The 21084-nt window shown below is 58.9% G+C and carries 16 protein-coding genes and 1 tRNA gene; 8 read left to right on the top strand and 9 right to left on the bottom strand.

The annotated features are described in order from the left end of the window. The first annotated feature begins 30 nt into the window (after positions 1-30). Positions 31-1206, top strand: coding sequence for a pyridoxal-phosphate-dependent aminotransferase family protein (locus tag ACJ5NV_RS13695; RefSeq protein WP_411644545.1), 1176 nt, complete (start codon positions 31-33; stop codon positions 1204-1206). 42 nt (positions 1207-1248) lie between these two features. Here the strand turns inward: ACJ5NV_RS13695 and ACJ5NV_RS13690 are convergent, their stop codons facing one another. The 3 genes from ACJ5NV_RS13690 to ACJ5NV_RS13680 form a co-directional block, all read right to left on the bottom strand. Further along, positions 1249-2364 carry a pyridoxal phosphate-dependent aminotransferase gene (locus ACJ5NV_RS13690; protein WP_411644543.1) on the bottom strand — a complete coding sequence of 372 codons (1116 nt, stop codon included), beginning with the start codon at positions 2362-2364 and terminating at the stop codon, positions 1249-1251. A 139-nt stretch (positions 2365-2503) separates the two neighbouring features. Beyond that, a complete protein-coding gene (locus ACJ5NV_RS13685) occupies positions 2504-5656 on the bottom strand; it encodes a valine--tRNA ligase (protein WP_411644541.1) in 3153 nt (1050 codons plus the stop codon). Positions 5657-5818: 162 nt separating this feature from the next. Further along, complete coding sequence (locus ACJ5NV_RS13680; protein WP_411644539.1) at positions 5819-6196, bottom strand: COG4315 family predicted lipoprotein; 378 nt, start codon at positions 6194-6196, stop codon at positions 5819-5821. A gap of 191 nt (positions 6197-6387) precedes the next feature. On the opposite strand from ACJ5NV_RS13680, the gene ACJ5NV_RS13675 reads away from it, so the two are divergent. Continuing rightward, positions 6388-8688: a xanthine dehydrogenase family protein molybdopterin-binding subunit gene (locus tag ACJ5NV_RS13675; protein ID WP_411644537.1), complete on the top strand. Its 2301-nt coding sequence runs from the start codon at positions 6388-6390 to the stop codon at positions 8686-8688. After that, positions 8675-9739: a DUF2235 domain-containing protein gene (locus ACJ5NV_RS13670; protein ID WP_411644622.1), complete on the top strand. Its 1065-nt coding sequence runs from the start codon at positions 8675-8677 to the stop codon at positions 9737-9739. The genes ACJ5NV_RS13675 and ACJ5NV_RS13670 overlap by 14 nt, the downstream gene beginning before the upstream one ends. Before the next feature lie 105 nt (positions 9740-9844). Here the strand turns inward: ACJ5NV_RS13670 and ACJ5NV_RS13665 are convergent, their stop codons facing one another. From ACJ5NV_RS13665 to metF, 3 genes are read right to left on the bottom strand one after another with little or no spacing between them, the layout of a single operon-like run. Continuing rightward, positions 9845-10255: a hypothetical protein gene (locus ACJ5NV_RS13665; protein WP_411644535.1), complete on the bottom strand. Its 411-nt coding sequence runs from the start codon at positions 10253-10255 to the stop codon at positions 9845-9847. A gap of 7 nt (positions 10256-10262) precedes the next feature. Further along, positions 10263-10745: a PaaI family thioesterase gene (locus ACJ5NV_RS13660; RefSeq protein ID WP_411644534.1), complete on the bottom strand. Its 483-nt coding sequence runs from the start codon at positions 10743-10745 to the stop codon at positions 10263-10265. A 38-nt stretch (positions 10746-10783) separates the two neighbouring features. Continuing rightward, a complete protein-coding gene (metF, locus tag ACJ5NV_RS13655) occupies positions 10784-11650 on the bottom strand; it encodes a methylenetetrahydrofolate reductase [NAD(P)H] (protein WP_411644533.1) in 867 nt (288 codons plus the stop codon). Between the two features lie 94 nt (positions 11651-11744). Between metF and ACJ5NV_RS13650 the strand changes: the two genes are divergently transcribed. Further along, positions 11745-12650, top strand: coding sequence for a LysR family transcriptional regulator (locus ACJ5NV_RS13650; RefSeq protein WP_411644620.1), 906 nt, complete (start codon positions 11745-11747; stop codon positions 12648-12650). Here the strand turns inward: ACJ5NV_RS13650 and ACJ5NV_RS13645 are convergent. Next, positions 12631-14475 (bottom strand): putative bifunctional diguanylate cyclase/phosphodiesterase, encoded by a 1845-nt coding sequence (locus tag ACJ5NV_RS13645; RefSeq protein ID WP_411644531.1) that lies wholly within the window; start codon positions 14473-14475, stop codon positions 12631-12633. The genes ACJ5NV_RS13650 and ACJ5NV_RS13645 overlap by 20 nt on opposite strands. 295 nt (positions 14476-14770) lie before the next feature. Here ACJ5NV_RS13645 and ACJ5NV_RS13640 point away from each other — a divergent pair, with 295 nt between their 5' ends. Next, positions 14771-15559 (top strand): inositol monophosphatase family protein, encoded by a 789-nt coding sequence (locus ACJ5NV_RS13640; RefSeq protein ID WP_411644530.1) that lies wholly within the window; start codon positions 14771-14773, stop codon positions 15557-15559. A gap of 9 nt (positions 15560-15568) precedes the next feature. Here ACJ5NV_RS13640 and ACJ5NV_RS13635 read toward each other — a convergent pair whose 3' ends face one another. Then, positions 15569-16303, bottom strand: a complete 735-nt coding sequence (locus ACJ5NV_RS13635) for a rhomboid family intramembrane serine protease (RefSeq protein WP_411644528.1) — start codon at positions 16301-16303, stop codon at positions 15569-15571. Between the two features lie 31 nt (positions 16304-16334). Beyond that, on the bottom strand, positions 16335-19787 hold the full coding sequence (putA, locus tag ACJ5NV_RS13630) for a bifunctional proline dehydrogenase/L-glutamate gamma-semialdehyde dehydrogenase PutA (RefSeq protein ID WP_411644526.1): 3453 nt from the start codon (positions 19785-19787) through the stop codon (positions 16335-16337). 105 nt (positions 19788-19892) lie between these two features. Here putA and ACJ5NV_RS13625 point away from each other — a divergent pair, with 105 nt between their 5' ends. The 3 genes from ACJ5NV_RS13625 (at position 19893) to ACJ5NV_RS13615 (ending at position 21082) form a co-directional block, all read left to right on the top strand. Beyond that, positions 19893-20375 (top strand): Lrp/AsnC family transcriptional regulator, encoded by a 483-nt coding sequence (locus tag ACJ5NV_RS13625; RefSeq protein ID WP_411644524.1) that lies wholly within the window; start codon positions 19893-19895, stop codon positions 20373-20375. Between the two features lie 36 nt (positions 20376-20411). Further along, a complete protein-coding gene (locus ACJ5NV_RS13620; protein ID WP_411644523.1) occupies positions 20412-20951 on the top strand; it encodes a tetratricopeptide repeat protein in 540 nt (179 codons plus the stop codon). Between the two features lie 45 nt (positions 20952-20996). Further along, positions 20997-21082: transfer RNA gene (locus ACJ5NV_RS13615), tRNA-Leu, on the top strand. The last annotated feature ends 2 nt before the right edge of the window (positions 21083-21084 follow it).

Below are 21084 nucleotides of genomic sequence, written 5' to 3'. Positions count from 1 at the left end.
CCAAGTATCACAATTGCCGAAAGCTTCCCCATGTCTCTGTCTCAAGGTCGCCCCTATCTGGCCATTCCCGGCCCGTCGGTTATTCCGGATGCGGTTTTGCGCGCGATGCATCGTGCGTCCCCGAATATTTATGAGGGGGAGTTGCATGAGCTAACCCATAGCCTTGTCCCTGACCTTAAGGCGGTTGCGATGACCGCGCAGCATCTTGCGATCTATATCGGCAATGGTCATGCCGCGTGGGAGGCTGCGCTGGCCAACACCCTGTCGCCCGACGACACGGTGCTGGTGCTGGCCACAGGCCGTTTCTGTATTGGCTGGGGCGAAATCGCAGCCGGGCTGGGTGTAAAGGTCGAAACGATTGACCACGGCGTGCAGTCGTCGGTGGATTTGGCGCGGGTCGAAGAAGCGCTGACCGCTGATACCGCAGGGCGCATCAAGGCGGTGCTTGCGGTGCATGTGGATACCTCGACCAGCGTCAAGAACGATATCAAAGGGTTGCGCGGCGCGATGGATCGGACAGGGCATCCTGCATTGCTGATGGTCGATTGCATTGCCTCGCTTGGCTGTGATCGGTTTGAGATGGATGCATGGGGTGTCGATGTGATGGTTGCGGCCTGCCAGAAAGGCCTGATGACACCCGCTGGGCTGAGCTTTGTTTGGTATAATGACAAGGCCGATGCGGCGCGTGGTCGCTGCGTGACCAACTACTGGGACTGGCGTGCGCGTACTGATCCGAAAATGTATTACCAGTATTTCCACGGGACTGCGCCGACTCATCATCTTTATGGTTTGCGTGCGGCACTGGATATGATCAAGGCGGAAGGGCTGGATCATGTTTTTGCCCGCCATGCGACGCTGGCGCAGGTGATTTGGGCCGCGTTTGACAAGTGGTCTGAAACAGGACCGATGCATCTGAATATCGCCAACCCGGCGGACCGGTCCCATGCGGTCACGTCAATCGGGATCGGACCGGGGCAGGGTGATCGGCTGCGGAAATGGTGTGAAACCCAATGTGGCCTGACGCTAGGGGTTGGACTTGGCCGCACGCCAGAGGACGCTTATTTCAGGATTGGTCATATGGGACATGTGAATGCGCATATGATCATGGGGGTGCTCGGAACGATTGAGGCTGGGCTGACTGCGCTGGATATTCCGCATGGGGCCGGGGCGCTGGCGGCGGCGGCCGATGTGGTGGCGCGCGCGTAGATTCCTTGCGCTGGTCGCTAGTGTAGCACCTGGATCAGCAAATTATCTTAACGCTGCGCGCGCTGTGGCCAGTGCCTTTGGCAGGGCTGCTGCGAAAGCGTCGATCTGGTCGGTGGGGCCGCAGCTGACCCGGATGCAGCGATCCTGCGGGGTGACGAATGGCATGCGAACAAAGATACCCTGATCAATCAGCGCCGCCAGTATCGATTTGGCAAAGGCGCCATCCGCGCCGCAGTCAATGGCGACGAAATTTGTGGCAGAGGGCAGGGCGGACAGCCCATTCTCTGTGGCGATTTGGCTGATCCGATTGCGCGAATTTGCGACCTCTGCCCGGATATGGGGCAGCCAATCGGTGTCTTGCAGCGCCGCGAGTGCGCCGGCCTGACTGATCCGTGACATGCCGAAATGGTCGCGTACCTTGTTGAATGCATTGATGACTTCGGCGTGCCCGATGGCGTAGCCGACCCGCGCGCCGGCCATGCCATGCGCCTTGGAAAAGGTGCGCATCCGGATCACATTCGGGTTGGTCACGTCGATGGCGGGCGCGGTTCCGTCGGGGGCGAGGTCAATATAAGCCTCGTCCAGGATCAGCAGGCTGCCAACTGGCGTCTTGGCGATCATTTGCGCCATGGTTTCGGCGCTGTGCCATGTGCCCATGGGGTTATCAGGGTTGGAGATGTAGATCAGTTTCGCCTGCGTTTCCAATGCTTTGGCAATGAGCGCATCGGGGTCTTCGTGGTCGTCCTTGTACGGCACTGTGTGCAGTACCCCGCCAAAACCGGCGACATGATAGTTGAAGGTCGGATAGGCCCCGGCAGAGGTCACGACATTTTCGCCTTTGGCCACGTAAAGCCGGACCAGTACGCCCAGCAGCCCGTCAATCCCTTGTCCGACCATGATATTTTCGGGCGCGACGCCATGCATTTTCGCAAGCGTGTGCCGCAGATCGTGGTTTTCGGCATCACCATACATCCAAACCTCGGACGCGGCTTTTTGCATGGCTGCGATGGCTTTGGGCGAGGGGCCGAAGCCGGACTCATTTGCGCCCAGACGGGCGATAAATTGTTGGTTTCGCTGCCTTTCCTGCGCTTCCGGTCCAACAAAAGGGACCGAGGCAGGCAGGCGGGCGGCGAGCGGGGTAAGCTTGGGCTGTGTCATGCCGTCACATAACCGGGCCGTTGAAGCGGTTGCAAGAGCTGGTCGAAGGTTCGTATTCTTGTGTTCCGCGGTCGTCCGCTGCGTGTGACGTTGTCCCCTAGAATGGTTAAAGGCGGCCTAAGCGGCCGCCCCTGTTGACTCAGCCGATTTCTTGCAACCGCGCGATGGCGGCTTTGAGTTGGGCTTCTTCCTCTTCCCGCAGGGCGAGGTTTTCGCGCGCTTCGGCCACGACCTCATCCGGGGCGGAGGCCACGAATTTGGGGTTGTTCAGCCGTCCGCGCAGGCCGCCAAGTTCCTTGCCCAGCTTCTGCAAGGTCTTTTCCAGCCGTGCGATTTCTTCTTTGACATCAATCAGATCAGCGAGCGGGATGCCGAATGTGCCGCCTTCCATCGGGACGGTCACACAGCCTTTGGGGAAGCTTGCGACATGATCGAGATTTTCCACGCGGGCGAGCCGTTTGATCATGACTTCGTTACCATCCCAAGCGGCCTGACCGCGTGTGTCCAGCCCGGTGACCAGCAGCGGCACTTTGGCCCCGGCGGGGACGTGCACCTGGGCGCGGGCAGAGCGGATGCCTTCGATCAGGCTGATCACCCAGTTCATCGCGTGGTCGGCGTTTTCGTCAACCAAATCAGCGGCTTGGTAGGTCGGCCAATCGGTGTGCACCAGCATTTTTTCGCGCTTGCCCAAGGTTTGCCACAGCTCTTCTGTGATGAAGGGCATGATGGGGTGCAGCATGATCATACATTGGTCCAGAACCCATGACATGGTGCGGCGGGTTTCGGATTTTTCTGTTTCATTTCCGTCCAGTAGCAGCGGTTTGGACAGTTCGACGTACCAGTCGCAGACCTTGCCCCAGACAAAGGCATAAAGCGCGTTGGCGGCGTCGTTAAACCGATAGGTTTCAAGGGCTTGGTTGACCGTTTCCAACGTCTTGGCGGTTTCGCCGATGATCCATTTGTTGACCGTAAACTGCGGGTCTGGAATGGATCGGACTTGCGTCGGACTTGCGTCGGACCCGGGCGCGCGGTGGCTGAACACATCGTTCATTTCTGCGAACCGGCAGGCGTTCCAGATTTTGGTGCCGAAATTGCGGTAGCCCTTGATCCGGTCCTCGGAGATTTTCAGCACACCGCCGATGGCCGCCATGGCCGCGTTGGACATGCGCAGCGCGTCGGCACCGTATTGGTCGATCATGTCCAGCGGGTCGATGACGTTGCCGCGCGTCTTGGACATCTTCTCGCCCTTTTCGTCGCGCAGCAGCTGGTGCAGGTAGACCGTGTGGAAGGGTTCCTGGCCCATCACCGCCTCGGACATCATCATCATCCGGGCGACCCAGAAGAACAGGATATCCTGCCCGGTGATCAGTACGTCACCGGGGAAGTATTTCATCGCCTCGGTGTCTTCGGGCCAGCCCAACGTGCCGAAGGGCCAGAGGCCGGAGGAGAACCATGTGTCGAGGACGTCGGGGTCGCGGTAGATAGGAAGTTTGAAAGCCGATCCATCGGCTTCTGCCCGAAACCGTTCGCCTAGCGTCAGCGTACTGAGATTTGCCTCGAATTGCTTTCTTAGGTCGGTGTCCGTTGGAGGTGACGGTACAACCACTACGTCTATTCCATAGTATTCTTCAAACCATTTGATTGCTTCAGATTCAGTAGCAAATGACTTGAATGTTCGACCGTTGAGATTGAATTTGCGTTTGCCGTCCTCTGATTTTTCCGTACTGATTCCATACCAAACCGGGATCTGGTGTCCCCACCAGAGCTGGCGCGAGATGCACCAAGGTTCGATATTTTCCAGCCAGTGATAGAAGACCTTTTCGCCGCTTTCGGGCATGATCTTGACCCGGCCCTCGCGCACGGACTCCAGCGCTGGGCCGACGATTTTCGCCGAATCCACGAACCACTGGTCAGTCAGCATTGGTTCGATCACGACTTTGGAGCGGTCGCCGAAGGGCTGCATGATCTTTTTCGCCTCGACCAGCGGGACGAGTTGTTCTTCCTCGGTCCGCGCCTCGCCGCCTTCTTCGGGTGCAGTGGGGGCCTTGGTCGCTGCCTTTCCCAGACGCGCGTCGGTGGCGACGGTCATGACGGCCAGACCTTCGGCGGTGATGTCTGCGACCACGCGCTTGCGGGCCTCGAACCGGTCCAGCCCGCGATAGGCGTCGGGGACAAGGTTCATTGCGGCGATCATGTTCTCGTCGAAGCCCTGTTCGCCATTGGCGATGCGCTGGGCCACGGCGGCTTCCTCGACATAAGGTTTGCCATCGGACCGCATGTTCCCTTTGGTATCCATCAGCGAATACATCGGGATGCCGCCGCGCTTGGCGACCTCGTAGTCGTTGAAGTCATGGGCGCCGGTGATCTTCACCGCGCCCGAGCCGAACGCCATGTCCGGATAAGGATCGGTGATGATCGGGATCAGGCGGCGGGATTCCTTGGGCCCGACGGGAATTTCGCAGAGCTTGCCGACGATGGGCGCATAGCGTTCGTCATCTTTGTGGACCGCGACTGCGCCATCGCCCAACATGGTTTCGGGCCGGGTGGTCGCGATGGAGATGTAATCGCGCGTTTCGCGTAGGGTGACGTTCCCGTCTTCGTCTTTTTCGACGTATTCATAGGTTTCCCCACCGGCGAGCGGGTATTTGAAGTGCCACATGTGGCCGTCGACCTCGATATTTTCGACCTCAAGGTCGGAAATCGCGGTTTCGAAATGCGGGTCCCAGTTGACCAGTCGCTTGCCGCGATAGATCAGGCCTTTGTTGTACATGTCGACAAAGACTTTGAGCACGGCGTCGTGGAAATTGCCGGGCTTTTCCGTGGCTGGCGCAGTTGACGCGCCGGACATGGTGAAGGCGGACCGTTCCCAATCCATGCTGTCGCCAAGCCGCCGCGCCTGTTGTTCGATCACGCCGCCTTTTTGAGCCTTCCAGTCCCAGACCTTTTTGAGGAAGTCATCGCGCGCCATATCCGTGCGCTTGCCTTCGCCTTTTTCGGCCATGTCTTTTTCGACCATTAGCTGCGTGGCGATACCCGCATGGTCCAACCCCGGCTGCCAGAGCGTGTCAAACCCTTGCATCCGCTTCCAGCGAGTCAGGATGTCCATCAGCGTGTGGTTGAAGGCGTGCCCCACATGCAGATGCCCGGTGACGTTGGGCGGCGGCAGTTGGATGCAGAATGTTTTCGCATCGGGTTTGGCGTTGGCCCCCGCTTTGAAGGCGCCTGCCTCTTCCCACATTTTATAAAGCCGGGTTTCGGCTTCGCGCGCGTCAAATGTCTTTTCCATGCCCATGGTCGGATATCCCAAGTCAGTTTGGGGTCAGATACCGAATGGATGGCCCAAGTAAAAGGGCCTGCGTCATTGCTGACGACAGGCCTGCGCTTGGGAACGCAAAAATCAGAGGCGTGGCGGACAGGGCCGGAGGGAGGGGCCGGACCTGTCCTGCCTCGTGGCTTATGGCCGTGCGAGGTGCCAGTTGCCGCCAACGCCGTCGCCGGTGATGTCGCCGGGCTTGCTGTCATTGACCCACAGGTACAGGGGCTGACCATCATAGGCCCATTGCTTGCTGCCATCATCGCGGGTGATCGCGGTGAATTTCCCAGTCTCATCGGCATCTGCAGCGGCGGCGAGTGGTGGCCAGTTGCGTGCGCAGCCGCCGTTGCAGGCCGATGAGGTCGCGGTGTCGGGATCGAATGTATAAAGGCTCATGCCGCTGGCGTCGGTCAGGATGCCGTTGGCTTCGACGGCAGGGGCTGTTCCGTGGCCGGCCGCATATGCATCACAGGCGCTGAGCCCGACAACAAGGGAAAGTGCGATCAGGGAAAGTTTCATTGGGTCACTCCGTCTGGGTTGGTTTCATTCCTGCCGGGTCATCTGCCGGTCATAAGGGATACGCCGGGGCCCGCGGGTTTATTCCCGACCCGTGACGATTTTTTTCAAAAATCTGATTTGCCCCCTGCATGGCTGGACAACAGGCGCGTGTTGCCTAGTGTGAAATGAGCATCGCAGCGGGGGAATGGCAGATGGAAAAATTCGGCAAAAGCCAATCGGTTGGGCGGGTTGAGGATGTCAGACTGCTGACCGGCCATGGCCGCTATGTGGATGATATTGCACCTGAGGGGGCTTTGTTTGCTTATTTCCTGCGCGCCTCTGTCGCGCATGGTGAAATTACGGATTTGGACGTTGACGATGCTCGCCAGATGCCCGGCGTGCATCTGATTGTGACGCTGGATGATCTGGAAGCGGCGGGTGTGAAGATTGGTCTGGGCGGGGTGACAGTTAAAAATCAGGATGGCTCTAAAGGGGCTGCGCCGGAACGCCCGATGCTGGCCCGTGCCCGCGTGCGCCATGTGGGCGAGGCTGTAGCGATGATTGTCGCGGACAGTCTGATCTCGGCGAAGGATGCGGCAGAGGCCATCGTGTTGGAGATTGACGACCTGCCTGTGCATGTCGATCTGGCGATTGGCGGCGATCCGATCCATCCTGAGGCGCCTGAAAACCTCGCTTTCGATTGGATTTTGGGCGATGTGCCCGCGGTGGAGACTGCGATTGCCGCTGCGGATCATGTGGTGCGCGCAGAGGTTTTCGATAATCGTATCATCGTCAATGCGATGGAGCCGCGCGGCTGTTTTGCCGAAGTGGTGGATGGTCGGTTGCATCTGGCCTTTGGTGGTCAGGGCGTTTGGGGGATGAAAGACGATCTGGCCCGCCATTTCGATCTGCCTAAGGACGAGATTCGCGTAACCAACCCTGATGTGGGCGGCGGTTTCGGGATGAAGGGCATGCGCTATCCGGAATATTTCGTGGTCGCCCATGCTGCCCGCGTCCTGGGCCGCCCTGTCCGTTGGATGTCCGACCGGACAGAGGCGATGTTAACCGACAATGCGGGCCGCGATCTGGTGACGACAGCCACCATCGCATTTGATGCCAATTACCGCATCACAGCTTATCATCTTGATACCATTGCCAATATGGGCGCATATAATTCCCAATTTGCGCAGCCGATCCAGACTGAACTGTTCGCCAAGGTGATGATGGGCACCTATGACGTGCAGACCGCCTGCATGCGGACGCGCGGTATATTTACCAATACCACACCAGTTGATGCCTATCGTGGTGCGGGGCGACCAGAGGCGATTTTTGTGTTGGAACGTGTGATGGATGAGGCGGCAAGGCAGTTGGGACTGGACCCCTGGCAATTGCGCGAGACGAATTTCATTGCGCCGGACAAGTTTCCTTATACCAGCGTAACGGGTGTGACATATGATGTTGGTGAATTTGCCAAGGTGCTGAACACCGCCGCGGGTGCGGCTGACCGTGACGGGTTTGCTACCCGCAAGGCGGCCTCTGCCGGGGAAGGCAAACTGCGCGGGCAGGGGCTGTGCTATTATATTGAAAGCATCCTTGGTGATCCGTCCGAAACGACTAGCGTTGCCTTCGTGGATGATGGCGCGCTGATCTATGTGGGCACCCAGTCGAACGGGCAGGGGCATGAAACCGTCTATGCAAAGTTCCTGTCGGATCACACAGGCATTCCGGTGGAGCGTATTGCCGTCATTCAGGGTGATAGCGATCAAATTGCCGAGGGTGGCGGCACCGGTGGCTCGCGTTCTGTAACCGTGCAAAACACGGCGACGCTGGCCACGGTTGATGTAATGGTCACTGCGTTCAGCGCATTTCTGGCAGAGCATGAAAACGTCGATGCGGGGGCCGTCAGTTTTGATGACGAACGGTTCCGTATTGCCGGTTCCAACCTGACGCCGACCATGTTGGAGGTCGCGGATCTGGCACGAGAGGCGGGCCGCGACGAACTGCTATCCCACACCGCCCGGATCACGCTGGATGCTCGCAGCTTTCCCAACGGCGCCCATATCGCCGAGGTTGAGATTGATCCCGAAACCGGGGTCGTCACGGTTGACCGGTATACGGTGGTTGATGATTTTGGGAACCTGATCAACCCGATGCTGGCCGAAGGGCAGGTGCATGGCGGTGTCGCCCAAGGCATTGGGCAGGCGCTGACCGAACATGTGGTTTTTGACGCGGATGGGCAGTTGTTGACTGCCACCTTCATGGATTACGGGATGCCGCGTGCAAATGCGCTGCCCATGATTAGTTTTGCGACAGAGCCGACACCATCGGTGAATAACCCGATGGGGATGAAAGGCTGTGGCGAGGCTGGCACTGTTGGTGCGCTGGCCGCCGTGGCCAATGCGGTGATTGATGCGCTGTGGGAGGTTGGCGTGCGGCAGATCGACATGCCGTTTACCCCGCATCGCGTATGGCAGGCTATCGAAGCTGCAAAGGATGACAGTGCCGCTGCGTGATTGGTTCTTTGGTCTATTCGGGCGCCGTGCGCGCACCGAAGACGGCGGCGTACGGCACAGGGGCCCAGCGACCCATGTTGTCATTCTGGACGGGACCATGTCATCGCTGGAACCGGGGCGTGAAACCAATGCCGGAATTACATTTAAGTTGCTGCGCGAGGTCAGTCGCACCGCGAACCTGACCGTGCATTACGAAGCCGGTATCCAGTGGCGCGACTGGGCGGGCACCTGGGGGGTGATGACCGGCAAGGGCATCAATCGCCAGATCGAGCGGGCGTATGGTGTCGTCGCGTCGCGCTATCGACCGGGCGATCAGATTGTGCTGATCGGGTATTCGCGGGGAGCCTACGCCGTGCGGTCACTGGCGGGGGTGATCGATTTGGTCGGTCTGGTCCGCGCCGACAATGCCACTGTGCGCGCGGTCCGGCAGGCCTATCGCCATTATCGCACCGGCGCGCGTCAGCCTGTGGCGCTGAAATTCCGCGAGATCTATTGCCATCCTGACGTGCAAATTGAGGCGGTAGCGGTTTGGGATACGGTCAAGGCGCTGGGGTTGCGCCTGCCGATCCTGTGGCGCTGGGCGCAGGCGAACCATGATTTCCACAATGATATGCTGGGCCACCATATCCGCCACGGGTTTCATGCGCTGGCAATGGATGAACGGCGTGAGGCTTATGCCCCGGTGATGTGGGCCTGCCCAAGTGATTGGCAGGGTCATCTGGAACAAGTGTGGTTTCGCGGCAATCACGGCGATGTGGGTGGCCAGGTGGGTGACTACCCCTGGGCGCGCCCGCTGGCGAATATTCCCTTGGTCTGGATGTTGGAGCGTCTGGCGGGGTGTAACCTGCCCTTGCCTGATGGCTGGCGCGACCGTTTCGTGCAGGATGTGACTGCGCCCTCAATGGGAAACTGGCGCGGTTGGTCAAAGATATTCCTGTCCCGCCGCCGCCGGATCATCGGAACGGATATATCGGAACGTATCCACGAAAGCGTCCCGCGTGAAGAGGTGACCGGTAAGCGGCGCACGGCACGATCGCGGTTGTCCGTTTAGCTTTAGAGCATTTCGATTTACACCTGAATCGCCAATCGCTGCCTTTTGCCTGCGGCTCAAACGCAATGGGTGATCTATGATGTCTCAGGTTAAAATCGAAACGCTTTAGATACTGACAATGACGCTGACATGCGTCATCCAGGCCGAACATAAGAAATAGATGGTGAGTGCTACAAAGGCGAAGGTCGGCAAGTGGAAATGTCGTGTGCGGACTACGACCACGACATATAGCGCTAAAATCGTCAGGGCGATTGCAGGGATGCCAAAGAAAAAAACCGGGAATGGCGTGATGTAGGCATCATAGTTCGGAAGGATGAGACCATCGGAAAAGCCTGCGCCCAATACGCCGAACGCAATGAGACAAAGATATCCAACCATAGATATTACGGAGATGATGGAAAGCTTGAAAAAGAACGGGCGTTCCAAGCCTTTGGTCCAAATGACGGTCGCCAGAGCTATCCAAATAAGGAATGCGACGAACGGGGCAATATCCAGAAGAAATCTGAGCTGGTTCATCGCCGCCTTATCCCGCAAGCTGCATGATCAGGCAGGTTGTGGACCCAGTGGCATAGAGCTTGCCATCTGCGGCGCCTCGGATTTCTCCATGCGCGACTCCTGTCGACCGGCCTGCGTGGTCGATCGTTCCGGTGGCCAGGATCTCTGTGCCCAGCGGGATCGCGCGGGTGAGATTCACCTTGTATTCAAGTGTGGTATAGATCGACCCTTTGGGCACGGTCGTCATGATTGCGCAGGCCATGCAACTGTCAAGCAGCGTGCCGTACCAGCCGCCATGGACCCCGCCCATGGGGTTCGTATGGGAAAAATCCGGCGTTCCGCGAAAGATGACCTTGCCGGGTTCGACCGTGTCGAGCGCATAGTTGAGCAAGGCGGAAATGGGCGGGCGGCTGATCTCCCCGCGCTGCATGGCCTGCATGAAGTCCAGACCGGAGAGCGACAATAGCGTCTCGCGGTCTGGCAGTTGCTCGGGAGAGTTGGCAATAAACATGGTCGCTCCGGCTCGTTATTCGGCGCGAAGCTGGACCGTCAGGCTACGTTTTGCAACCGTACTTTTGGTGTCACGCCAAGCGCGTGGCATACATCGCGGCTGAGCTCTGGCCGGTTGAGCGTGTAGAAATGCAGATGTTCCACCCCGCCCTGCAAAAGATCATCACATAATTCGGTCGCAATCGCGGTGGCCAGCAGTTCGGTCGTGCCTTGTCCTGCGGCATGGGCGAACGCGTCTTGGATCAGCTGAGGAATATGCGTGCCGCATTGCGCAGCAAAACGTTGGGTGCCGCCCCAGTTTTCAATCGGCAGGATTCCGGGAATGATCGGCGCGTCGATCCCCGCCTTTACGCAGGCATCGCGGAAGCGAAAGAAGGTATCGGCTTCGAAAAAGAACTGTGTGATGGCTGATGTTGCGCCCGCGTCGATCTTGCGTTTCAGGAAATCAATATCGGCGGCCTGATCGGCTGCTTCGGGGTGCTTTTCAGGATAGGCCCCGACGCGCAGTTTGAATTTCCCTGTCTCGGCGAGCGCTGCAATCAGTTCGACCGAACTGCTGAAACCTTCGGGGTGGGGTGTGAATTTTGTTGTGCCTTTGGGGGCATCGCCGCGCAGGGCGACGATTTCGGTCACGCCTGCATCAGCATAGCTTTCGGCGATTTCCAGCGTTTCGGATTTTGAGGCATCGACACAGGTCAGATGCGCGGCCACGTTCAACCCGCTGGTTTTATGGATGGTGCCCACGGCCTCATGCGTGAGTTGCCGCGTCGTGCCGCCCGCGCCATAGGTCACGGACACAAAGCTGGGGTCCAGCGGTGCGAGGGTGTTCACGCAGTCCCAAAGCCGAAACGATCCGGCGAGCGATTTCGGCGGGAAAAATTCGAAGGAAATGGATGGGACGGACATGTGGCGGACCTCTCTCTTGCTTTGCATGTTTGCCATCTCTATTGATCTGAGGCAAATTCATAAACTTCAGCACGATGATGAGGTCGGCTCACATATGCATATCGAGTTCCGCCATTTGCGCACGATCAAAGCGATCCATGACACCGGCGGGCTGGCCCGCGCCGCCGATCAGTTGAACATCACACAGTCCGCTTTGTCGCATCAGATCAAGGGGATAGAGGATCAGGCGGGGGTGGAGCTTTTTGTGCGCAGGTCCAAACCGCTGCGCCTGTCTTCGGCAGGGATGAAGATGCTGGCCGCGGCAGAGCGCATCCTGCCGCAGGTCGCCGCACTGGAGGCAGAGTTTTCAGGGCTTGTGGCGGGCAGTGCGGGCCGCCTGCATATCGCGATTGAATGTCATGCCTGTTTCGAGTGGCTGTTCCCAGTGCTGGAGCAGTTCCGTAAGGCTTGGCCAGAGGTGGATGTGGATATCCGCCCGGGTCTGGCGTTTGACGCGTTGCCCGCTCTGCGCAAGGAAGAGGTGGATTTGGTGGTGTCTTCCGACCCGGAGGAGATGCCCGAAACTGATTTCACCCCGCTTTTCGACTATGAGCCTGTGTTTGTGGCCGCTGCGCAGCATCCGCTTGCGCAGAAAGACGTGATCGAGGCCGAAGATTTCCGTGGTCAGACCTTAATCACCTATCCGGTCGACCGCGCCCGGCTGGATATTTTTTCGCAGCTGCTGACCCCGGCCAAGGTGGAACCGGCTGCGGTGCGTCAGGTTGAATTGACGGCGGTGATCTTGCTGCTGGTGGCCTCTAACCGTGGGGTTGCAGTGCTGCCTGATTGGGTGGTTCGGCAGGTCCGATACAATTCCGATTATGTGACCCGCCCGCTTACCAAAGCCGGAATCACTCGCAGGTTATACGCGGCGACGCGGGCGGAGGATACAAGCCGCCCGTTTATGGCGCATTTGATCCGGCTGGCCCGGCAGGAAGCGGTCAAGTTGCAGCGGCCTTAGGCGTGTTTTGTTCTAAATTTTGTGTCAGCGGCTGCGGTTTTTGCTGTGGTATGGGCGTAAAATACCCTTCGGCTTCGAGTCTGATCATGGTTTCGCTGAAAGGGGCGGCCATGCCGTAGTAGTAGCCTTGCACCACTTCGCAGCCCATTTCATAAAGCATATCGCGTTGCTGCGGGGTTTCGACGCCTTCGGCGATCACGTGAACACCCAACCCTTTGCCCATGGTCAAAAGCCCATCGACAAGCACATGGGTTGCCGGATCGACCCCAAGGTCGCGCACAAAACATGTATCAAGTTTCAATTCATCGAATTCCAAATCTTTCAGGTGTTGGAATGATGCGAAGCCGGTGCCGAAATCATCAAGTGAGATACGCACCCCCGCCCGCCGAAAATTGGCAATCGACCGCTGAATCATTTCGCTGGAACGCGCAATAAAGATGTCTTCGGTGATTTCAAATGTCAGGTGCCGCCGCAGATGCGGGTATCGGTCGATCAGTTCGAGAAGGTCGTTATGCCCCGTCACTGTCGCCAATGTTGTTTCTGACACATTGATGGAGACCTGCCCGGGGTTTAGCCCTTCGGCTGTCCATGCCTGAATGTTGCGCAAGACATGTTCCGCAGTGTGCAGCATGAAGGCGCCTTGCAGGCCTAATTCATTGATCAATGGCAGAAATGCGGCAGGTGACACCAAGCCCCTTGTCGGGTGTTCCCAGCGCGAAAGCGCTTCGAACCCGACAATGCGCCCGGTTTCCAGCGAAACTTTGGGTTGGTAGTAGGGGACGATCTGATGATCTGCCATTGCCCGGATCAGCACGTTGCGGTCTTCCAAGGTGGCGCGGGTCGGGAAGGCTGTTTTGTCATAGATGACAGGCCGCTTGTCAGGATCCTGCTTGGCCTGAGACATTGCCTGATCCGCGCCAGACATGAGTGACGCCATGGTTTCGGCATCGCGCCCTTGCCGTGCGATGCCAAGACTGGCGCTGACCTTTAGGTTTTTCTGCTCAAACGGAATTGGTTCTTCGATTACGCCCATGATGCGTTCACTGAACCGCTGCGCTGCTTTGGCGGATATGATCGTTGCCTTTATAATAGCGAATTCATCGCCACCCAGTCGTGCCACATGACCATCTTTACCCGCGAGCGCGCGCAGCCTGTCTGCAAGTGTGACCAGCACGGCGTCGCCAGCGGTGTGACTGTAGCTGTCATTGATCGGTTTGAACCCGTCAAGGTCCATAACAAAGACCGTCACCCCCAGCCGATTGGCATGCTGTCGCATCAGGCTTTCGAGCGTGTCTTCGAACGCTTGCCGGTTCATCAGACCTGTTAATTTATCATGCCGCGACAGCCGTTCAAGTTCCATCAACCGCGCATTGGCTTCGTTTTGCGCCCGCCGCAGGGCGCGGTGCGTGTCCTTTTGTAGATTCATCGTATCAAAGGTGTTGGCGATATAGACCGTTGTCAGAATGGCAAGCACGTACCACGCGACATTTGATGACGGAAAGGCCGGGTTATTGCTAAGGTTCCAGAGCATCATAAAAATGGTGGCAAAGGCGGGTGTCATCTGGCTCCAGTTATAGAGGGGGAGCAGGCCGAACACGTTGCTGACATGCACAAAGACGCCGAAAACCCACATATATCCGATCAACACGAAGGGTAAGCTATCGCTGGTCGACAGCAGGAAGGCGAAGGCCAAAAATGGAAGGATTGTTGTTAGATTGACAAGAAAAATCGCAAGCGCCAAAGGCAGGTTGAGCGGCCTGTCGAAATGGCTAGCCCGTTTGTTCAGCGGGTAGGACAGTGTTTCGAGTACCAAAAGTGCGGCCATTATTGCCGACGCTGGAAGCCACATGCCGTTTAACCCACAAACGCCAACCAACATACTGGCCGCACCGATACGTTTTGTAAGGTGCAGGCCTGATATGTGCCCGGCAATCTGGGATTCGTGCAGGAAGTGATCTAGGTGGCGTCTGGGCATATTGGACTAAATCTTTGCGGTCGCTGCCCGTATCGCAGAGGAGTGGAAATAAGTTATTAAGCCGCATGGGCTGTGTTGGCTCTTGTTCCATCGGGATGTTGCGCCTATACGCCGCCACTGATCCTGAAAATTCGGAGGCCCCGCAATGGCTGGCAGTGCGAACCTGAATGTGATGATGAAGACCGCCCGGAAGGCCGGTCGCGCGCTCTTGAAGGATTTCGGCGAAGTCGAGAACCTGCAAGTCAGTACAAAGGGCCCTGGCGATTTTGTCACCCGCGCTGACCGCACGGCCGAGGAAACCATCCGTGAGGAATTGATGCGCGCCCGTCCGTCCTATGGGTTTCTGGGCGAAGAGGGCAAAGAGATCGCGGGCGAAGATCCGACCCGTCGCTGGATTGTGGACCCGCTGGACGGTACCACGAATTTCCTGCACGGGCTGCCCCATTGGGCTGTGTCCATCGCGCTTGAACATAAGGGCCAGATCGTTGCGGGCGTAGTCTATGACCCGGCCAAGGACGAGATGTTCTATGCTGAAAAGGGTGGCGGTGCATGGCTGAATGAAGGCCGTTTGCGCGTTTCTGGTCGTCATCGCATGATTGAAAGCATCTTTGCCACGGGCCTGCCTTTTGGCGGTCGCGCTGATTTGCCTGCAACCATTCAGGATCTAGCCCGCCTGTTGCCCGCGACCGCAGGGGTGCGCCGGTTCGGTGCGGCGGCGCTTGACCTCGCTTATGTGGCCGCTGGCCGCTATGATGGCTATTGGGAGCGTGGGCTGAAGGCTTGGGATATTGCCGCTGGTCTGGTCATCGTCCGCGAGGCGGGCGGGATTGCTGAGGCGATCACGCCTGAAGGCGATATTCTGGCAGAAGGCACGCTGATTTGCGCCAACGAGCCGATCTTTGAGACTTTTGCGAAAGTTATCCGCAAGGATTAGCGTCTGTCCCTATCGTCTGACGATAGGGATATTGCTGCGCCCATACTGCGCATCCGGGTGGTCCGGATGCCCGTCTGTGCGCTTCCAAAACCGTACCCCGCCCAGCTTGAGCCAGAGCGGCAGGGTGGCCAGTAACCCGATGATAAACCCGCCCGCATGCGCCCAATAGGCGACCCCGCCGGCGGTGGTATCCACATTCACCCCATTGAACAGCTGCATCCCGAACCAGACCCCAAGCGTGATCCAGGCCGGGATGGGCAGGATGCGGAAGAAGACGATGAAAAAGACAAAGATGTCGACCTTTGCCTTGGGGAAAAGCAGAAGGTAGCCCCCCATCACCCCGGCAATGGCGCCGGAGGCTCCGATGACTGGCACGATGGAATCCGGCTCGCTCGCGAATTGCGCGAGGTTCGCGCCCACGCCACAGATAAGGTAGAAGAGCAGAAACGGGATGTGCCCCATCTTGTCTTCCAGATTATCCCCAAAAATCCACAGAAACAGCATGTTCCCTGCCAGATGCATGATCCCCCCATGCAGGAAGATCGACGTCACGAGCGAGACCGAATTTTCCGCCTGCGACAGCCGGGCCGGGATCATGGCGTAGTCGAAATAGAACCGCGCCATCAGCATGTCGGAGCTTAGCGCCGTATAGCCCCAAACGAAGATGCCCACGTTGATCGCGATGAGGATCAGCGTGACATATGGCCTGCGTTCAGAGGGGTTGTGGTCGCGGATGGGTATCATGCCGCGACCGTTAACGAACTGGTCGGGACGGTCAAGCGGAAGCTGCAACCTCTGCCAGCAGGGCGGCGTTTCCGCCTGCTGCTGTGGTGTCGATGCAGACATGTCGTTCATGCAGAACATGGGCGGCGTCCGGCATCCCGGTGATCAACGCGATGATCGGGCCCTCACGCTGACTAAGCGCGCGTTCCAGCGCTTGTCCGGTGTCCGCGTCGCCCCACCAGATTACCGCAGACAGCGGACGCAGGCTGGTCAGCTGTGTGGCGGGCAGATTACCATTGGCAATGACAGGCAGGCCGCCCAAGGCTGTGACCGCATCTGCCTGCGCCCGCGCGGTGTCTGCGCCCGGTCCCATACAGAGGATCGGACCACGGGGCAGTATGCTCAGCCGGTTGGATTCGCCGGTCACGCCGGGCAGGTCAGTGGGTGCGCCGGGATCGCTGGGGGTGGCAGCGGATAGGTTTTTATGAAGGGCTTTTAGGTCAGCCGCGCTGTCCCAGCTTTCGCGGGTCTCTGGGGCTTGTGTGGCGCTGAACCGCGGCAGGTAGTGCGCTCCGCCTGCCTTGGGGCCGGTCCCTGACAGCCCTTCGCCACCAAAAGGCTGGCTGCCGACGACCGCGCCGATCTGGTCGCGGTTGACGTAGATATTGCCTGCCTCAATCTTTTCAACAATGGTTTGCACACGGTCATCAATCCTTGTGTGCAAGCCAAAGGTCAGCCCATAGCCGGTGGCGTTGATGGCGGCGATGACCATGTCTAGCTCGTGCGCTTTGAAGGTTGCCACATGCAGGACGGGGCCAAAGATTTCGCGCGTCATGGCGGCGATACTGTTCACACGGATGACTGTAGGGGCAATGAAATGCCCCTCTGCCGGGGCGTTCAATTGGTGGATGATCCGGTTTTCGGCCTTTGCGGTGGCGATATGATCGGCGATGGTCTTGTGGGCGGCGGCGTCAATGACAGGGCCTACATCTGTGGACAGGTGCCACGGGTTGCCAAGGGAAAGTTCATCCATTGCGCCTTTCAGCATTTTCAGCAGGTTTTGGGATATATCCTCTTGCACATAAAGGCAGCGCAGGGCCGAGCAGCGCTGCCCGGCAGAGCGGAACGCGCCGTTCACGATATCACGCACCGCATGTTCGGGCAGGGCAGTGCTGTCCACGATCATCGCGTTCAGCCCGCCGGTTTCGGCAATCAACGGTGTGCCGGGCGCGCAATGCTCTGCCATGCTGGTCCGGATTTTCAGCGCGGTGGCGGTAGAGCCTGTGAAGGCGACGCCTTTGATGCGTATGTCCGCCGTCAGTGCCGCGCCTACATCGCCACCGCCGGGCAGAAGCTGTAGCGCGTTCTTGGGGACTCCGGCGGCATGCAGCAGTTCTACCGCGCGGGCGGCAATCAGCGGAGTCTGTTCTGCTGGTTTTGCCAGCACAGCGTTCCCGGTCGCCAGCGCCGCTGCGATTTGTCCAGTGAAAATGGCAAGCGGAAAGTTCCACGGGCTAATACAGGTCCAGATGCCGCGCGGCGTTGTGACAGCGGTCGCTTGGGCCGCATAGTACCGCAGGAAATCGACCGCTTCGCGCAGTTCAGCCACCGCATCGGGAAGACCTTTGCCTGCCTCACGGGCCAAGAGCGCGAAGAGTTCTTCGGCGTTTGCTTCATAGGCATCGGCGGCTGCATTGAGGGCTGCAGCACGCGTCATAAGATCAGCCTGCCAAGGCGATGCGGCGTTGAGTGCGGTGGCGATATCGTGTTCAGTCGCGTCGCGGGTTGTGCCCACGATATCGCCCGGTAGGGCTGGGTTTATTACCTCATGCGCGGAGCCGTCGGACGGCTCGCCTGCGATGATCGGTCCGCAGGTCCAGCGGTCGGTCTGATAAGCGGCGCGGCCGTGGTCGATGGCCGTCAATGTCGGTGCGTGGGTCAGATCCCAGCCTTTTGAATTGCTGCGCTCTGGCTGGAAAATATCGGGTCCTTTCGGCAGATCGGGGCCTTGGCCCGCCATGTCAAACGGATCAGCGGCCACCACCGCTGGGGGCACGTCTTCATCCACGATTTGATTGACAAAGCTGGAGTTCGCCCCGTTTTCCAGCAAGCGCCGGACAAGATAGGCCAGAAGGTCCTCGTGCGCGCCGACAGGGGCGTAGATGCGGCAGCGGGTTTGTTCGGCTTGCAGCACCATCGTGTGCAAGGTTTCACCCATGCCATGCAGGCGTTGGAATTCGAAATCCTCGCGGGTTCGGCCCATTTGATCGGCCATATGCAGCACGGCGGCGACGGTATGGGCGTTATGGGTGGCGAATTGCGGATAGATCCTGTCCGTCATGCCCAGCAGCTTGCGCGCAGTGGCGATATAGCTGATATCGGTGTGGCTTTTGGCGGTGAAGACCGGGAAGCCGTCGATACCTTGAACCTGTGCTCGTTTGATCTCCGCATCCCAATAAGCTCCTTTGACAAGTCGTACCATGATCTTGCGGTCAAGCCGTGTTGCCATGTCGTGAAGCTGGTCAATAACTAACGGCGCTCGTTGCCCGTAAGCTTGCACCACCACGCCGAACCCGTCCCAGCCTGCCAGCGAACGATCCGAAAGCACAGCCCCGATCACGTCGAGCGAGAGCGAAAGGCGGTCGGCCTCTTCTGCGTCGATGTTGAAGCCCATGCCTGCCGATTTGGCGAGCAGTGCAAGCGATCGGACGCGTGGGACAAGTTCATCCATCACGCGGTCTTTCTGCGCGACCTCGTAGCGGGCGTGCAGCGCGGAAAGCTTGACGGAGATACCGGGGTTTTCGGCGACGCTGTCATGGGTGCAATGTTCGGCAATTGCGCTGATCGCGCGCGAATAAGACACATGGTACCCGCGCGCATCCGCGTCGGTGCGCGCAGCCTCACCCAGCATGTCATAGCTGTAGGTGAATCCCTTGGCCTGCATCCCCTCGGCCCGTTTCATCGCTTTCTGGATCGTCTCGCCCAGTACGAATTGCCGCCCCATTTCACGCATGGCGCGGGCGACGGCAGTGCGGATGACGGGCTCGCCCAGCCGCTTGACCGCGCTGCGCAAATGCCGGGTCATCCCCGGTTTTTCATCGTCGAGAACGCGGCCCGTCAGCATCAGCGCCCAAGTGGAGGCGTTGACCAGTGAAGAAGCCGAACGCCCCAGATGCTTGCCCCAATTGGACGGCGCGATCTTATCCTCGATCAGGTCATCCATGGTTTCGGCATCGGGTACGCGCAGCAGCGCCTCGGCCAGACACATGAGCGCGATGCCTTCGTCAGTGGACAGGCCGTATTCGGCCAGAAACACCTCCATCAGACCGGGATCGCTGCTGGCGCGGATGTCGCCGACCAGAGCAGCGGCGTGGTTGCTGATCAGTTCACGATCCGTGGCGGAAAGGTTGGCCATCTGTGTCAGCTGCGCGACAGCGGTGGCTTCATCGCTATAGATCGCAGCGTCGATCTGTTGGCGCAGGTCAGTTTTATCGTCGCGGGGCATGGGGGGACCTTTCACTCTTTGACCTATTGTACCGCGTTGACCGCAGGCGTATCGCCCTCTATTGATGTGAAATGCAGGCTGCTGGTCTGAATTGAGGGGTTTTTTATGTCCGAACGACTTGCTGATCTGGACGTGTTTGATCGTAAGATTCTGAACGTGCTGACCGTGGAGGGCCGGATCAGCGTGACAGAGCTTGCCCGGCGGATCGGTCTGTCGAAATCGCCGACGCAGGCCCGGCTGAAGCGGCTGGAAGAAAGCGGCATCATCCGCGGATATCGCGCGCTTTATGATCCGATCCGGCTGGGCCGCGATCACATCGCCTTTGTTGAGGTGAAGCTGACCGACACGCGTGAAGCCGCGCTGGCGACCTTCAACGCTGCTGTTGTCCGCGTGCCGGAGGTGGAGCAATGCCACCTGATCGCCGGGTCGTTCGATTATCTTTTGAAGGTGCGGACCTCCGGGATGCCGGGCTATCGTGCGGTTTTGGCAGAAAAAATTTCGACACTGCCGCATGTGGCAAGCACATCGACCTATGTGGCGATGCAAGCGGTCAAGGAAGAAGGTGTGCCGCCGGTCGCGCCTGCGTGATTTGACGCGGCACTGCTCTTGCGCGGATAGTTCCATATGCGCTGGATTGCCCCATTTTGTCTGATCGCCCCTGCGGCATTCGCCAAGACATGCCCGCCCGTGCCCGATCACGCCGCACGTCTGGATGAAATCATCGCCGGGCTACAGGCCGCCGAAACGGCGGCAGATGCGGGGCTGTTGAACCAACAGATCTGGGCAGTTTGGACCACAGCCCCTGATGAACAAGCGCAGGCGCTGCTGGATGAAGGGATGCGCCGGCGTGACGTGTTTGATTTTCTGGGCGCAGGCGATGCCTTTGACCGGCTGGTGGCCTACTGCCCCGATTATGCCGAAGGGTATAACCAGCGCGCCTTTGCCAGTTATCTGCGACAGGATTACGACGCGGCTTTGATCGACCTGAACCGCACGCTGGAAATTGTGCCCAACCATATCGGTGCGCTATCAGGCAAGGCGCTGACCCTGATCGGGCTGGGCCGCCATGATGACGCGCAGCAGGTGCTGCGTGCAGCGGTGGCGCTGAACCCATGGCTGCAAGAGCGTCATTTGATTGTCGCACCTAAGGGCACGGATATCTGATCACATATTGCACCGCCGCAGCGGGCAGATTAGGAATGGCTTTGTGCCCGCGTGGTGGAATGGTAGACATCGGAGACTTAAAATCTCTTGGCCGAAAGGCCGTGCCGGTTCGAGTCCGGCCGCGGGTACCACT

Origin of the sequence: Loktanella agnita (assembly GCF_046640325.1) — a bacterium.
In the GTDB taxonomy this organism is placed as follows: Bacteria; Pseudomonadota; Alphaproteobacteria; order Rhodobacterales; family Rhodobacteraceae; genus Yoonia; species Yoonia agnita.
This window is presented reverse-complemented; position numbering and strand designations above follow the sequence as displayed.